General features: G+C 66.2%; 14 protein-coding genes. 9 read left to right on the forward strand and 5 right to left on the reverse strand.

What is annotated here, in order from left to right:
- Positions 1–173 precede the first annotated feature (173 nt).
- On the reverse strand, positions 174–734 hold the full coding sequence (locus G332_RS0105895; protein ID WP_019626075.1) for a Smr/MutS family protein: 561 nt from the start codon (positions 732–734) through the stop codon (positions 174–176).
- Between the two features lie 120 nt (positions 735–854).
- Here G332_RS0105895 and surE point away from each other — a divergent pair, with 120 nt between their 5' ends.
- From surE to rpoS, 5 genes are all read left to right on the forward strand, one after another.
- Positions 855–1,625 (forward strand): 5'/3'-nucleotidase SurE, encoded by a 771-nt coding sequence (gene surE / locus G332_RS0105900; protein ID WP_019626076.1) that lies wholly within the window; start codon positions 855–857, stop codon positions 1,623–1,625.
- A complete protein-coding gene (locus G332_RS0105905) occupies positions 1,615–2,280 on the forward strand; it encodes a protein-L-isoaspartate(D-aspartate) O-methyltransferase (RefSeq protein ID WP_019626077.1) in 666 nt (221 codons plus the stop codon). The genes surE and G332_RS0105905 overlap by 11 nt, the downstream gene beginning before the upstream one ends.
- Positions 2,281–2,337: 57 nt before the next feature.
- Positions 2,338–2,922, forward strand: a complete 585-nt coding sequence (locus G332_RS0105910) for a YqaA family protein (protein ID WP_019626078.1) — start codon at positions 2,338–2,340, stop codon at positions 2,920–2,922.
- Complete coding sequence (locus G332_RS0105915) at positions 2,922–3,728, forward strand: peptidoglycan DD-metalloendopeptidase family protein (protein WP_019626079.1); 807 nt, start codon at positions 2,922–2,924, stop codon at positions 3,726–3,728. The genes G332_RS0105910 and G332_RS0105915 overlap by 1 nt, the downstream gene beginning before the upstream one ends.
- A 69-nt stretch (positions 3,729–3,797) precedes the next feature.
- Entirely contained in the window at positions 3,798–4,877 is a 1,080-nt protein-coding gene (rpoS, locus tag G332_RS0105920; protein ID WP_019626080.1) for an RNA polymerase sigma factor RpoS, read from the forward strand.
- 11 nt (positions 4,878–4,888) lie between these two features.
- Here the strand turns inward: rpoS and G332_RS0105925 are convergent, their stop codons facing one another.
- Positions 4,889–5,266: an Mth938-like domain-containing protein gene (locus tag G332_RS0105925; protein ID WP_019626081.1), complete on the reverse strand. Its 378-nt coding sequence runs from the start codon at positions 5,264–5,266 to the stop codon at positions 4,889–4,891.
- A gap of 220 nt (positions 5,267–5,486) precedes the next feature.
- Between G332_RS0105925 and alaC the strand changes: the two genes are divergently transcribed.
- The 3 genes from alaC to thrC all read left to right on the forward strand — a co-directional run bounded on the left by alaC (position 5,487) and on the right by thrC (position 9,281).
- Positions 5,487–6,716, forward strand: a complete 1,230-nt coding sequence (gene alaC / locus G332_RS0105930) for an alanine transaminase (protein WP_019626082.1) — start codon at positions 5,487–5,489, stop codon at positions 6,714–6,716.
- Between the two features lie 68 nt (positions 6,717–6,784).
- Positions 6,785–8,098 (forward strand): homoserine dehydrogenase, encoded by a 1,314-nt coding sequence (locus tag G332_RS0105935; protein WP_019626083.1) that lies wholly within the window; start codon positions 6,785–6,787, stop codon positions 8,096–8,098.
- Between the two features lie 40 nt (positions 8,099–8,138).
- On the forward strand, positions 8,139–9,281 hold the full coding sequence (gene thrC / locus G332_RS0105940; RefSeq protein WP_019626084.1) for a threonine synthase: 1,143 nt from the start codon (positions 8,139–8,141) through the stop codon (positions 9,279–9,281).
- Between the two features lie 37 nt (positions 9,282–9,318).
- On the opposite strand, the gene G332_RS0105945 is transcribed toward thrC, so the two are convergent.
- Positions 9,319–10,104 carry a RibD family protein gene (locus G332_RS0105945; protein ID WP_019626085.1) on the reverse strand — a complete coding sequence of 262 codons (786 nt, stop codon included), beginning with the start codon at positions 10,102–10,104 and terminating at the stop codon, positions 9,319–9,321.
- A 149-nt stretch (positions 10,105–10,253) separates the two neighbouring features.
- Here G332_RS0105945 and ribA point away from each other — a divergent pair, with 149 nt between their 5' ends.
- On the forward strand, positions 10,254–11,399 hold the full coding sequence (gene ribA, locus G332_RS0105950) for a GTP cyclohydrolase II RibA (RefSeq protein ID WP_019626086.1): 1,146 nt from the start codon (positions 10,254–10,256) through the stop codon (positions 11,397–11,399).
- Between the two features lie 78 nt (positions 11,400–11,477).
- Here the strand turns inward: ribA and G332_RS0105955 are convergent, their stop codons facing one another.
- Positions 11,478–12,281, reverse strand: a complete 804-nt coding sequence (locus G332_RS0105955) for a creatininase family protein (RefSeq protein ID WP_019626087.1) — start codon at positions 12,279–12,281, stop codon at positions 11,478–11,480.
- Positions 12,282–12,312: 31 nt separating this feature from the next.
- Positions 12,313–13,089 (reverse strand): FkbM family methyltransferase, encoded by a 777-nt coding sequence (locus tag G332_RS0105960; RefSeq protein WP_019626088.1) that lies wholly within the window; start codon positions 13,087–13,089, stop codon positions 12,313–12,315.
- Positions 13,090–13,162: the final 73 nt, after the last annotated feature.

Consider the following 13,162-nt stretch of genomic DNA (forward strand, 5'->3'; position numbering starts at 1 on the left):
GAAATCACGCGTGCATCCACATGCGGATCACATACGCCGCCCATTGAAATCAAGACCAAGTCTAAGCAAGCAGATCACAAAATGCGAACCGACTGGCGCCGCGGCCAGGAGCCTGTCGACCCGGCACGCCCGGCTGCAGCGCGGGGTCTGAACCGGCCGTGTTCGCTCGGCCTTCAGCGTGGGTTGGTGCCGGGGTTCCGCGGGCGTTTGAGCAGGATGTAAACGGCACCCGTGCCGCCGTCGGCGGGTCGTGCGGAGCAGAAGGCGAGGACGTCATCGCGCTGGCGCAGCCAGTGGTCGGTCAGTCCCTTGAGCACCGCTCCCTGCTGGCGCGAGCGCAGACCCTTGCCGTGCACGATGCGCACGCAGAGGGCGCCGTTGCAGCGGGCGTCATCCAGGAACATCCCGACGGCGCGGCGGGCCTCGTCGGCGAACAGTCCGTGAAGGTCAAGCTCGTCCTGAATACGATAGTGGCCGCCGCGCAGCTTGCGAAACACACGCTGACTGATGCCGGGACGCGCAAAGCGGAGTTCGTCGCCGGGTTGCAGGTCGGTCGTGCCGAGCGGGTCGCTAAGCCAGTCGGCATGGGCCTGGGCTTCGTCGGCATCGCGCTGGAGCGCGCGCGCGGGCGGTCGTGGCGGGTGCACGTCGGCCCGATCGCTGTGCAGTCGGCGTACATGGCCGATGGCCTGCAGGAATTCGTCGGAATCGTTGGGATCGTCCCCGGAGTTCATGGCAGGATAATCGCATTTTTCGGGGGGCGGACGCGATTGCGCGCGGCCGTGGATGAGAGAGGTGATCAGTTGCTGTCTGTTTCCAGTATATTGATAGCTCGCTCAACGGCCTGTTCCTGCATGCGCATTCTGGTAAGCAACGACGATGGAATCCACGCCCCGGGCATCCAGTGCCTGGCGAACCACCTGCGTCGAATCGCGGATGTTTCGGTCGTGGCCCCGGATCGCGATCGCAGTGGTGCCAGTAACAGCCTGACGCTGGTGCGGCCGCTGCGCACCCGGCATCTGGCCGGGGGCGATGTGCAGGTCGACGGGACCCCGACGGATTGTGTTCATCTGGCGATTACGGGGTTGCTGCAACAGGAACCCGATGTCGTGATTTCGGGTATCAACGCGGGTGCGAACATGGGGGATGATGTGCTCTATTCCGGCACCGTGGCGGCAGCGATGGAGGGGCGGTTCCTGGGGCTCCCGGCGATTGCGGTGTCTCTGGTCGGGACGGAACTGCGGCATTACGAGGCCGCGGCAAGCGTTGTGGTTGAATTGCTGGATCGTATCCATCGCGTGCCGCTGCCGGCGGCAACTATCCTGAACGTGAATGTCCCCGATTTGCCGCGCAACGAGATCCGCGGGGTGCAATCGACCCGGCTGGGACACCGGCACCGGGCCGAGCCGATGATCGCGGACGAGGATCCGCGTGGCCGGCCGATCTACTGGGTCGGGCCGGCCGGTCCCGAGCAGGATGCCGGCCCCGGGACCGATTTCCATGCGGTGCGTGAGGGGTATGTCTCGGTTACACCCATTCAGGTGGATCTGACGCGCTTTGATGCCATCGATACGGTGGGGCGCTGGCTGGATGACTCGTTGCCGGAGACTGGCCATGGCGTCTGATGCCGCCGGCGCCGGGCTGACCTCGCAGCGCGCCCGGGACCGCCTCGTCCGCTTGCTGGAGGAGCAGGGCATCGGCGACCCGCGGGTGCTGGAGGTGATGCGGACCATCCCGCGCCACCTGTTTGTGGAAGAGGCATTGCGTCATCGCGCCTACGAAAACACGGCGCTGCCGATCGGCCATCGCCAGACGATCTCGCAGCCGTTCATCGTGGCGCGTATGACCGAGGCACTGCTGGAAGGCGGGCCGTTGCGCAAGGTGCTGGAAGTGGGTACCGGCTCCGGTTACCAGGCCGCAGTGCTGGCGCAACTCGTGGGTCGGGTGTACTCGGTGGAGCGTATCCAGGTGCTCAGTCGTGATGCCCGCGAGCTGTTGAGTCAGCTGGGCATCAATAACGTGAACCTGCGTCATGGTGATGGCAATGAGGGCTGGCCGGAGCGCGCACCATTTGACGGTATCATCCTGACGGCCGCACCGCGGGAAGTGCCGGAGACCCTGCTGATGCAGTTGGCGCCCGATGGGCGACTGGTGGCGCCGGTGGAGTCCGGAAGCGGGCGTCAGCAGCTGGTGCGTTATACACGGACTGAAGAAGCCTTTGTACGTGACATCCTCGATGCCGTGATGTTTGTGCCCATGTTGCCGGGGGCCGAGCAGTGATCCTGGCGCATGGGCGTATGCGCACACATACGAGTGGACCGGGGTGCCGGGAGATCAATGAAACTCTTTGAGCCCCTGTACGACCGGGTGATGAGCTGGTCCCGGCATCGTTATGCCCCGCGCTATCTGGCGGGGCTGTCGTTTGCGGAATCCTCGTTCTTTCCCGTGCCTCCGGACGTGATGCTGGCGCCCATGGCCGCGGCTCGCCCGGCTTCGGCCTGGCGCCTGGCGGCGCTGACCACGGTGTTTTCCGTTCTGGGCGGTATGCTGGGCTACGTGATCGGATGGCTGGCCTTTGAATGGATCGGCCCATGGCTGGAACAGATCGGCTACGGCCCGGAATTGCAGCAGGCCGAGGCATGGTTTGCGACATGGGGAGTGTGGGTGGTCCTGGTGGCGGGCTTTTCCCCGATTCCCTACAAGCTGTTCACCGTGACGGCGGGCGCGTTATCCATGGCCTTGTTGCCCTTCGTGATCGCGTCGTTGCTGGGTCGGGGGCTGCGCTTTTTCCTGGTTGCGCTGGTGATGGCATGGGCCGGGCCCAGGGCCGAGACCTATTTGCGGCCCTACATGGAACGCCTGGGCTGGGCCTCCGTGGTCCTGCTGGCGCTTGCGATGGCATTTTACCTGGTCATGGACTGATGCGGCAGTCTGCGGTAGAGGTTCTGCTGGCCAGCCTGCTGCTGATTCTGGTGGCGGGGCTGGTGGCGGGCTGCGCGGCGCGTGCGCCCGGCGTGGCTTCCGTACCCGAGACGCACGTGGTTCAGCGCGACGAGACGCTGTACCGCATTGCCCGGCGCTATGGCCTGGAATGGCGCGCTCTGGCGGAACGCAATGCGATCAGTGCGCCTTACCTGATTTATCCGGGACAACGCCTGCGTCTGCGCGGAGCGGTGCGCGCGTCGCCGCCCGCGGTGCCGCAGCGGGCACCCACACGGACGGCGGCGCAGCCCGCGTCCGACGCGGAGCCGCCGCGGCGCGAGCAGGACCGCGCGGCGACGTCCTCGAGCCCCGGTCCCTCGTCCTCGACGCCTTCCGAAGCGCCATCGGAACCGGCGAGCTCTCCTGCCCCCCGTGACGCTGGGGGCTGGCACTGGCCGGCCGATGGCGAGGTGTTGCGGACATTCTCCAGCAGTGGCACACGGCGGGGAGTGGGGATCGGAGGTGAACGCGGAGATGATGTCCGGGCAACGCGGGCCGGCGAGGTGGTCTATGCAGGTGGCGGTCTCGTGGGGTATGGTCGATTGATCATCCTCAAGCACGATGACCGTTTTCTCAGCGCTTACGGGCACAACGACGAGCTGCTGGTATCGGAGGGTGACCAGGTGCAGGCGGGGCAGACCATTGCGCGTCTGGGCTCCTCGGGAAGCGAGCGCCCGATGCTGCATTTCGAGATCCGGGTGGATGGATCGCCTGTGGACCCGGCGCGTTATCTGCCGGAGCGTTGAGACGCACGCAAAAGCGACTCAGCCGCGAGTGTGTACATGAGTCAGTGTTTCCCAAGAGCAGAATACGATATGGCCAAGACCCTGCAGCCGGTGGATCCGGTACTGGACGATTACAGCCTGATGCCGGAATCTGTGTTGGGTGCTACGACAGCCATTGAGGCCGCGGAACCGACCGATGCCGATGCTGTAGCTGAAGCCGAGGACGTGGTGAAGGGCGAAGACCCGGCGGAGCCGGGCGCGGTGCAGGCCGATCCGGAATCGAAAGACGAGAGCCCGGAGCCGCTGCGTGCCCTGCGGGATGCCCGTCCGGCCGAGCTGGACGCGATCCAGATCTACCTGCGCGATATCGAATACCGCCCGCTCCTGACCCCCGAAGAAGAACGCAAGTACGCCCGTCTGGCGCGTGCTGGCGACGAATCGGGGCGTCGCCGCATGATCGAATGCAATCTGCGTCTGGTGGTGAAGATTGCCCGGCGTTACCTGAATCGCGGCCTCCCGCTTCTTGATCTGATCGAGGAGGGCAACCTCGGGCTGATGCACGCGGTGGAGAAATTCGACCCGGAGCGCGGCTTCCGTTTCTCCACCTACGCCACCTGGTGGATTCGCCAGACCATAGAGCGCGCACTGATGAACCAGGCGCGCACCATCCGTATCCCGGTGCATGTGAACAAGGAATTGCGGATGCATGCCCGGGTCGCGCGCAGCATGACCCAGGAACTGGGCCGCGACCCCACCGAGGATGAACTGGCGCGGCGCCTGGGCAAGCCGGTGGCGGAAATCCAGAAACTGCGGGCGATGTCGGAGCCCTCGACGTCCATGGACCTGCCTTCGGGGCCGGACGGCGACCGCTCGTTAACCGACGTCCTGGCGGATGCAAATGCCCCGGAACCGTCCACCCTGCTGGAGGATCAGGATATTCAGCACCTGGTGGGGGAATGGCTGGGCGAGCTGGACGACAAGCAGCGCGAGGTGCTGGTGCGTCGCTTTGGACTGCATGGGTTCGAGCGTTCGACCCTGGAGCAGGTGGGTGCGGAGATCGGCGTAACCCGCGAACGTGTGCGCCAGATCCAGATGGATGCCCTAAAGCGGCTGCGCAAGTTGCTGGAGTCGCGCGGGATGAAGGGCGACGAGGTGCTTCCGAACGCCTGAGCCGGCCGGGGTCAGTCGCCGTCGATGATCAACGCTGCGGCCACGTCGCGGCCTTCGGCCATGATCAGGTTGTACGTTCGGCAGGCAGCGGCCGTATCCATGATCTCCACCCCCATGCCCTGTTCACGCAGGTGGCGCCAGACCGTACGGTCGGGAAATTGCTGGTGCAGGCCGGTGCCGATCAGCAGGACCTCCGGTGGCGTGTCCAGCACCGACTGCAGATCCGGCAGGGTCAGATCCCGGACGGTATCGACCGGCCACTGCGCCTGCAGGGCGTTCGGACGTACGATCAGGCTGCGGGTATAGGCGACCTGATTGATCCCGACCTTGCCGGGCTCGTAGCCGGTGACGATATAGGATTCGTCGCTGGTCACTTCAGAAAACAACATGAGGCTAAGCTACTCCACGGGTCGATATCGCTCAAGAAGCCGCCCTGGATCCGGGTCTGTTCGGGGTGGTCGATTCGTTGACAGGTGCGGGTCCGGGTTATACTTTGGCGCGTTTTCCGGTGCGGCATCCGGAGGGGGTGGCGATACGCTTGCGCGTGTTGTCGAATGGCCCCGCAAAGCGCCGCAGGCCCCAACCCGGCCCCAACCAGGATCCAGACCCGTGACCGACGCCTTCCCCCGTATCGAGCGCCTTCCTCCCTACGTCTTCAACATCGTGAACCAGTTGAAGGCCGAGGCCCGAGCCCGAGGCGAGGACATCATCGACTTCGGCATGGGCAACCCGGATCAGCCGACCCCGCCGCATATCGTGGATAAGTTGTGCGAGGCGGCGCAGCGGGGCGACACCCACCGCTATTCCGTTTCCAAGGGCATCCCGCGGCTGCGTCGGGCGATTACCCGCTGGTACAAGACGCAGTTCGACGTGGACCTGGACCCCGAGACCGAGGCGATTGTGACCATCGGTTCCAAGGAGGGGCTGGCGCACCTGGCCCTGGCCACCCTGGGTCCGGGCGATGCGGTACTGGTGCCGAATCCGGCCTATCCGATCCACCCCTATGGCTGTGTGATTGCCGGGGCGGATGTCCGCCACGTGCCGCTGACCCCGGACGTGGATTTCTTTGCCGAGCTGGAGCGCGCGATCCAGGATTCCTGGCCGAAGCCGAAGATGCTGATTCTGAACTTCCCGGCCAACCCGACCACGCAGTGCGTGGATCGCGAATTCTTTGAACGGGTCGTGGCGATCTGCAAGGAACACGGCATCTGGATTGTGCACGATCTGGCCTATGCGGAGATCAGCTTTGACGGCTACAAGGCCCCGTCGATTTTCGAGGTGCCGGGTGCGAAGGACATCGCAGTGGAGTTCTACACCCTGTCCAAGACCTACAACATGCCCGGCTGGCGGGTGGGCTTCATGTGCGGCAACCCGACGCTGGTGGCGGCGCTGGCGCGCATCAAGTCGTATCTCGACTACGGCACCTTCACCCCGATCCAGGTAGCTGCGATTGCCGCGCTGGAGGGGCCGCAGGACTGCGTCGAGGAGATCCGCGAACTCTACCGGGTGCGCCGGGACGTGCTGTGCGAGGGCCTGAACAAGTTGGGCTGGCAGGTGGAAAAGCCGAAGGCGACGATGTTCGTGTGGGCGCCGATCCCGGAGCCCTACCGCGAGATGGGTTCGCTGGAGTTTGCCAAGAAGCTGCTGCGGGATGCCAAGGTGGCAGTCTCACCGGGGGTTGGCTTCGGTAACTACGGCGATGACCACGTGCGCTTCAGCCTGATCGAAAACGAGCAGCGCACCCGCCAGGCCTTGCGCGGCATCAAGGCCATGTTCCGCGCCGATTCCATTCTGGCGGATGCGGCGCCTGCGTCGGCCACGCCCGATCAGGCGCAGTAGCACTTCACCATTTTCGGCAACATGCCGGGCCGGTGCTGCGGTCCGGCGCAATTAGAGCAAAGGGTTATATGACGCCGGTAAAGATCGGAATTCTGGGGCTGGGGACGGTTGGCTGCGGCACGGTCAATGTGCTGGAGCGCAACGGCACCGAGATTGCCCGCCGTGCGGGACGTGCAATCGAGGTGGTGGCGGCTGCTGCCCGTGATATCGAACGCGAGCGTGACTGCGACGGTTCCGGCATCCGCCTGACGACGGACCCGGCGGCGGTGGTCAACGACCCCGAGGTTGAGGTCGTTGTTGAACTGATGGGCGGTACCGACCCGGCGCTGAACCTGGTGCTGGCGGCCATCGACGCCGGCAAGCACGTGGTCACGGCCAACAAGGCCCTGATTGCACTGCATGGCAACGCGATCTTCGAGCGCGCGCAGCAGCGGGGCGTGATGGTGGCGTTCGAAGCGGCCGTGGCCGGGGGCATCCCGATCATTAAGGCGATCCGCGAGGGCCTGGCCGGCAACCAGATCGAATGGCTGGCCGGCATCATCAATGGCACCGGCAACTTCATCCTGACCGAAATGCGCGACAAGGGTCGCGACTTCGACGACGTACTGGCCGAGGCCCAGGCGCTGGGCTATGCCGAGGCCGACCCGACTTTCGATGTCGAGGGGATCGATGCGGCGCACAAGCTGGCGATCCTGGCCTCCATCGCCTTCGGCATTCCCCTGCAGTTCGACCGTGTCGCGGTCGAGGGCATCAGCAGTATCACCCGCGAGGATGTCGGCTTTGCCGCCGAGCTGGGCTATCGCATCAAGCACCTGGGCATTGCCCGGCGTGCGGCGCAGGGGTACGAGCTGCGGGTGCACCCGACGCTGATTCCGGAGCGCCGGCTGATTGCCAACGTGGACGGGGTGATGAACGCGGTCCTGGTCAATGCCGACGCCGTCGGCCCGACGCTGTACTACGGCGCGGGTGCAGGCGCAGAGGCTACGGCCTCGGCGGTGGTCGCCGATCTGGTCGATGTGGTGCGCGCCCTGACGACCGATCCCGAGAACCGGGTGCCCCATCTGGCGTTCCAGCCGGATGCCTTGTCAGACAGGCCCGTTCTGGACCTGGCGGACGTCGAGACGTCGTTCTACCTGCGCCTGCGCACCCAGGATCGTCCGGGTGTGCTCGCGGACATCACCCGCATCCTCGGCGAGCACGGCATCAGCATCGAGGCGATCCTGCAACGCGAGCCGGACCCGGAGCGTGGCGAGGCCACGATCATCATGTTGACGCACAAGGTGCGCGAGGGCGCGATGAACGAGGCGATCGCCGCGCTGGAGGCGCTGGATCACCTGCTGACCCCGATTACCCGCATCCGCATGGAAGGGCTGGCGCGCTGACCCCGGCGCCCGGTCTGTAACCGCAACGACAGAGAACATCATGGCCTTTGGACACCGTTATACCGGACTGATCGAACGTTACCGCGACCGCCTGCCGGTGCATGACGACACTCGCATCATCTCGCTGGGCGAGGGCAACACGCCGTTGATCCGGCTGAACAACATCCCGCGCGAGCTTTCGCGGGAGGTCGAGATCTACGTGAAGTTCGAGGGCCTGAACCCGACCGGGTCATTCAAGGACCGCGGCATGACCATGGCCGTGACCAAGGCGGTAGAAGAGGGCTCGCGGGCGATTGTCTGTGCCTCTACCGGCAACACCTCGGCCGCGGCGGCCGCGTATGCCGCGCGCGCCGGGATTACCGCGTTCGTGGTGATCCCGGACGGCAAGATCGCGATGGGCAAGCTGGCGCAGGCGATGATGCACGGCGCCACCGTGATCCAGATCGAAGGCAACTTCGATGACGGCATGCGCCTGGTGAAGGAAGTCGCCTCGAATACGCCGGTCACGCTGGTGAACTCGGTCAACCCGTACCGCCTGCAGGGGCAGAAGACCGCCGCCTTCGAGATTGTCGAGGAACTGGGCCGCGCCCCGGATTATCACTGTCTGCCGGTGGGCAACGCCGGCAACATCACCGCGCACTGGATCGGCTACAGCGAAATAGCGGCCAAGGGCAGCGACGACGTGACCGATGCCTGTGCCTACTGCAATGGCCATTGCAAGTATGCCGGGGGCGGGATGGTCGGCAATCGCCCGCATATGGTCGGCTACCAGGCGGCGGGCTCCGCGCCGTTCATGCGCGGTGCGATGGTGGACAACCCGGATACCGTGGCCACGGCCATCCGCATTGGTCACCCGCAGTCCTGGGACATGGCCTGGAAGGTGCGCGAGGAGTCCGGCGGCTGGTTCGACGAGTGCCAGGATGACGAGATCCTGGCGGCGCAGAAGCTGCTGGCGGAGCGCGAGGGCGTCTTCTGCGAACCGGCGTCGGCCGCATCGCTGGCCGGCGCCCTGCGCGATATCCGCGAGGGCAGGATCCCGGAAGGCTCCACCGTCGTCTGCACGTTGACCGGAAACGGCCTGAAAGACCCGGACACGGCGATCGCGCAGAGCGTCGTGCAGCCGACCAAGGTCCCGGCCGAGCTGGACGCCGTGTCGCGCGCCATTCGCGAAAACCTGGCCTGAGCGCAGACAGAAACGCCCCCTCCCCGGAGGCGAAGGATCAGGGCTTGCTGTGCAGGTCCAGGTCGAACAGGGTGTCGGCGCCCAGGCCGAAGATGCGGCAGGGCGGCCGCAGGGCCTGATCGAGGTGGGTGATCTCGGGCAGGCGAATGCCGGGGCGGCCGGAGCCAATCAGCATCGGGGCGATGGTCAGGTGCAGGCGGTCCAGGGTGTCGGCCTGCAGGAATCGTGAGACGGTCTGACCGCCGCCCTCGATCAGCAGGCGATTCAGACCGATGGCAGCCAGACGGTCGCGAATGACGGCCGGATCGAAGTGGCCATCATGCCCGGTGGGGAGCTCCATGCACTCGATCTGCGCGAGCCGGTTGCAGGGACCGCAGCCCGCTGCGTGCAGGACCAGTGTCTTCACTTCAGGATGCTGGTAGACGTGAGCCTCCGGGTGAATGCGTCCCTGCGGATCGAGGATGACGCGAACCGGGTTGTCCCCCTCGGCCTTGCGTACGGTCAGGCGCGGGTCGTCTGCGACCACCGTGCTGGCGCCCACGACCACGGCATCTACCAGGGCACGTAGTCGGTGCAGGTGTTCGATGTCCTCGGGGCCGGTGACGTACTGCGAATGCCCGTTCTGCGTCGCGATACGGCCGTCGAGGCTTTGCGCCAGCTGGGCGACGGCAATCCGGGGGGCTTCGACGATCGGTCCGTACAGTTCCAGGAGATCGTGAGCCGCCGGGGCCAGGGGGCCGGGCAGCGGACAGCAACCGGGATCGGCACGCCGGGCCAGGAGCCAGCGCCAGGCCTGTTCCTCGGAGACGGGGTAGGCCGTCATGCCGCGAAAACCGGGGTTTCAGGACCGTGGCCGGCCACTTGCGGTAGGCTACGGGCCGATACGGGCCGTCCGGTCGGGGCGGTGAGGCGGGCCGGGGAATTCACGGTTCGCGGACTGGTCATAAACAAAACTCCCTATGGAAACACCCGATGCACAATGCCGATCGCGGGATCTTTGATCTTCGACGGGGCCATCCGGTCCTGGTCAGTGGTTCGCAATTGAGTGTACTCGTTGCGGCCGTAGAAGGTCTGACCCCGATTCTGCTGGATCGTCTGACCCACATGACCGGGTCGGGTCCTCGCCTGATTCTAACGGCGCACCGAGCCTCCGCAATGGGCTGGTCGGAACCCCTGGCCGAGGGCTGGGAGGGAGTGGCGCTGGAGTTTGCGCCGGATACCGAGCCGGAGGCGCTGTTCACCCTGGCAAGTGCGCCCGAGGCCTCGAACGAGGGTGCACAGCCGGATGCGGGCCTTGGCCATGCGACCGTCACCCGTGCCCTTCCGGCGGAGGTCGCGGCTTTGGAGCTGGCGCGGGCGGGTCGGTTGCTGCCGGCCGTGGTGGCCACGCCGGTCCCCGATCCGGTGCCCGAGGCGATTACCTCGGCCCTGTCCGACGGCATGTTCCTGGATGTGGATGAACAGGAGGCGCGTGCCGTATCCGAGCATCCGCGTCTCGAGCTGGCCTATGTCAGCGAGGCCCCGGTGCCGCTTGCGGATGCCCCGGTCACGCGCTTCATGCTGTTCCGCGAGGGGAACGGCATCCTGGAACATGTGGCGGTGCTGATCGGCGAGCCGCGCGACTGGCCGGATGCGGTGCCGGTGCGGCTGCACTCGGCCTGCCTGACGGGGGATTTGTTCGGGAGCCTGCGGTGCGACTGTGGCGACCAGCTGCGCCTGGGGGTGAAGACGATCAACGCATCCGGCGGCGGGGTGTTGCTGTATCTGGCCCAGGAGGGTCGCGGGATCGGTCTGGCCAACAAGCTGCGAGCCTATACCATGCAGTCGGCCGGGCTGGACACGATCGACTCCGACTGCCAGCTGGGCTTCGAGGCGGATGGCCGGCGTTACGACGCGGCGGTGGAGATGCTCGAGTTTCTCGGTATCGACAGCGTGCGCCTGCTGACCAACAATCCTGGCAAGATCGAGGCGCTGCGCGCGGGTGGAATCGACGTGGTAGCGCGCGAGCCGGTACACGGCAAGCTGAACCCGCATAATCTGCGCTATCTTAGTACCAAGGCCGACCGCGGTGGGCACTGGCTGCAGGAGTTGTTGGCCTCCGAGGCCGAGCGCGGGTAGCGCTACACCGACTCATTGGCGGCGTTGCGGCCTGTCCGTGCGAGCGCTGGCAGACAGGCTGGTGCCCCGGTCTGCGGGTCAGGGCGCGAGTTGCCCCAGATCAAAGCCGGCCGTGTCGCGAATCGCGGCGGCCAGCGATTCGGCATAGTGGGCGACCAGTGCTCGGCCCAGCTTCTCTGTGGCGGCGCCGGCGTTGCCGACCACCCCGGCTGGATTCAGATCGCGCGCCATCCAGGCAAAGGCGACCCGACCCTCGGGTTCCAGGTGTTCGAGTGTGTCGGCCAGGGTCTCGCCCAGCGACGCTGTGTTCGCAGCCGCATCAAGATGCACCCGATCCGGTGCCAGTGCCAGCATCATGGCCGTCTCGATCTGGCCCCCGTGCAGACCATGGCGCTGTTCCCGTGCGGGGATGCCCAGGTCATCCGGCAGCGGTTGCAGGAAATAGTGATGCTTGGCGACCAGCAGGCCCTGCTGCTGTCGCAGTTCGAGGGCGGCAAGGTCGCAGATGGCGGTGTTGCCACCATGACTGTTGACCAGCAGCAGGCGACGGAATCCGCTGGAGGCCACGCTGTGACCGAGGTCGCGCAGGGTGTCCAGGGCGGTCTCGGGGCGCAGGGTCAGGGTGCCGGGAAACCCCGTATGTTCGTTGCTGGTGGCGACACACATGGGCGGCAGGATTAACCGCGCAGGTTCTTCGCCAAGCCTCGCGTGGGCGGCGCCCAGCAGCCCCAGCCCGATGCGATGATCGGTCTCAAGCGGTAAATGCGGGCCGTGCTGTTCGATCGCCGACAACGGCAGGATCGCGACCGCGCCACGTCCGGCACGTGCGGCAATCTCGCGGCTGGTTAGCGTTTGCCACCAGGGGAGGGATTCGGTATCCATGGGGCAAGCCTTGCCGCTGGCGCGGGAGGCGTCAAGGGCACAGGCGTGCGTAGAGGTCCCCGGAGCCGAGCCGCTCGCCGTGTGCCTCGAGCCAGGTGAGGATTTCGGTGCTGCTTTGCCAGTCGTGGAATTCAAAGGTGCGCCGTTCGCCCCGGATCAGGTTGAACTCGTATGTGCCGAGGCTGGCGAGCTGTTGCAGGCAGTCGGCAGTCACCTCCAGGGCACCGGCTACGAACTCGAAGGACAGGGCCGGTATCGGGTGGCTCAGTCCGCGCAGCACCTCTGCCTCCAGCCCCTCCACATCGATCTTGCAGAAACGGGGTGTACCGTACTCCTCGATCAGCTGGTCCAGGGTGATCATTGGCACTGTGATCTCGTCATCCCAGCGTACGTGGCGGAAGCTGCGATTGCGTTGCCCGAGTGAGCGCACCCAGGACCGCGAGGCGGAGGAGACCGTGGGGTGGCGGCGGCTCACCTGCAGGCGCGCGCTGCCGGGCGCTGGGCCGGCGGCCTCGCGGCGTATCGCGATACCGGGCCGGCCACGTACCGCCCGGCGCAGCCACGGCAGCAGCTGGGGCTGGGGCTCCAGGGCGATCACGCGCGCCCCGAGGGCCGCGAATGCGCGGGTGCGGTCGCCCACATGCGCTCCAATATCGAAGACCAGGTCACCGGCATGGACGAACGGGCCATACATGCGCTGCAGACCGCGCTGGCGCCCCGGGCGGCGATAGATGAACAGAGAGCGCAGGACGCCGATGGTGCGGCCGATCCAGGCGCTCCCGGCTGCAGTGGGCGGACGGATACTCATGCGTGCAGGCTAACCGACTGCGTGACGCGGGGGAACGCCGTCGGCTGGGCGGGGTCTTCTGGAACGGTACGAC

Source organism: Thioalkalivibrio sp. ALJT, from assembly GCF_000381825.1.
GTDB lineage: Bacteria > Pseudomonadota > Gammaproteobacteria > Ectothiorhodospirales > Ectothiorhodospiraceae > Thioalkalivibrio.

Bases quoted from the DNA above. Each gene is read 5' to 3' on its own strand.
- G332_RS0105955 (WP_019626087.1), bottom strand. From the start codon at position 12,281: ATGGATACCGAATCCCTCCCCTGGTGGCAAACGCTAACCAGCCGCGAG.
- G332_RS0105960 (WP_019626088.1), bottom strand. From the start codon at position 13,089: ATGAGTATCCGTCCGCCCACTGCAGCCGGGAGCGCCTGGATCGGCCGC.
- G332_RS0105895 (WP_019626075.1), bottom strand. From the start codon at position 734: ATGAACTCCGGGGACGATCCCAACGATTCCGACGAATTCCTGCAGGCC.
- G332_RS0105910 (WP_019626078.1), top strand. From the start codon at position 2,338: ATGAAACTCTTTGAGCCCCTGTACGACCGGGTGATGAGCTGGTCCCGG.
- rpoS (WP_019626080.1), top strand. From the start codon at position 3,798: ATGGCCAAGACCCTGCAGCCGGTGGATCCGGTACTGGACGATTACAGC.
- G332_RS0105905 (WP_019626077.1), top strand. From the start codon at position 1,615: ATGGCGTCTGATGCCGCCGGCGCCGGGCTGACCTCGCAGCGCGCCCGG.
- ribA (WP_019626086.1), top strand. From the start codon at position 10,254: ATGCACAATGCCGATCGCGGGATCTTTGATCTTCGACGGGGCCATCCG.
- thrC (WP_019626084.1), top strand. From the start codon at position 8,139: ATGGCCTTTGGACACCGTTATACCGGACTGATCGAACGTTACCGCGAC.
- G332_RS0105915 (WP_019626079.1), top strand. From the start codon at position 2,922: ATGCGGCAGTCTGCGGTAGAGGTTCTGCTGGCCAGCCTGCTGCTGATT.
- G332_RS0105925 (WP_019626081.1), bottom strand. From the start codon at position 5,266: ATGTTGTTTTCTGAAGTGACCAGCGACGAATCCTATATCGTCACCGGC.
- G332_RS0105935 (WP_019626083.1), top strand. From the start codon at position 6,785: ATGACGCCGGTAAAGATCGGAATTCTGGGGCTGGGGACGGTTGGCTGC.
- surE (WP_019626076.1), top strand. From the start codon at position 855: ATGCGCATTCTGGTAAGCAACGACGATGGAATCCACGCCCCGGGCATC.
- G332_RS0105945 (WP_019626085.1), bottom strand. From the start codon at position 10,104: ATGACGGCCTACCCCGTCTCCGAGGAACAGGCCTGGCGCTGGCTCCTG.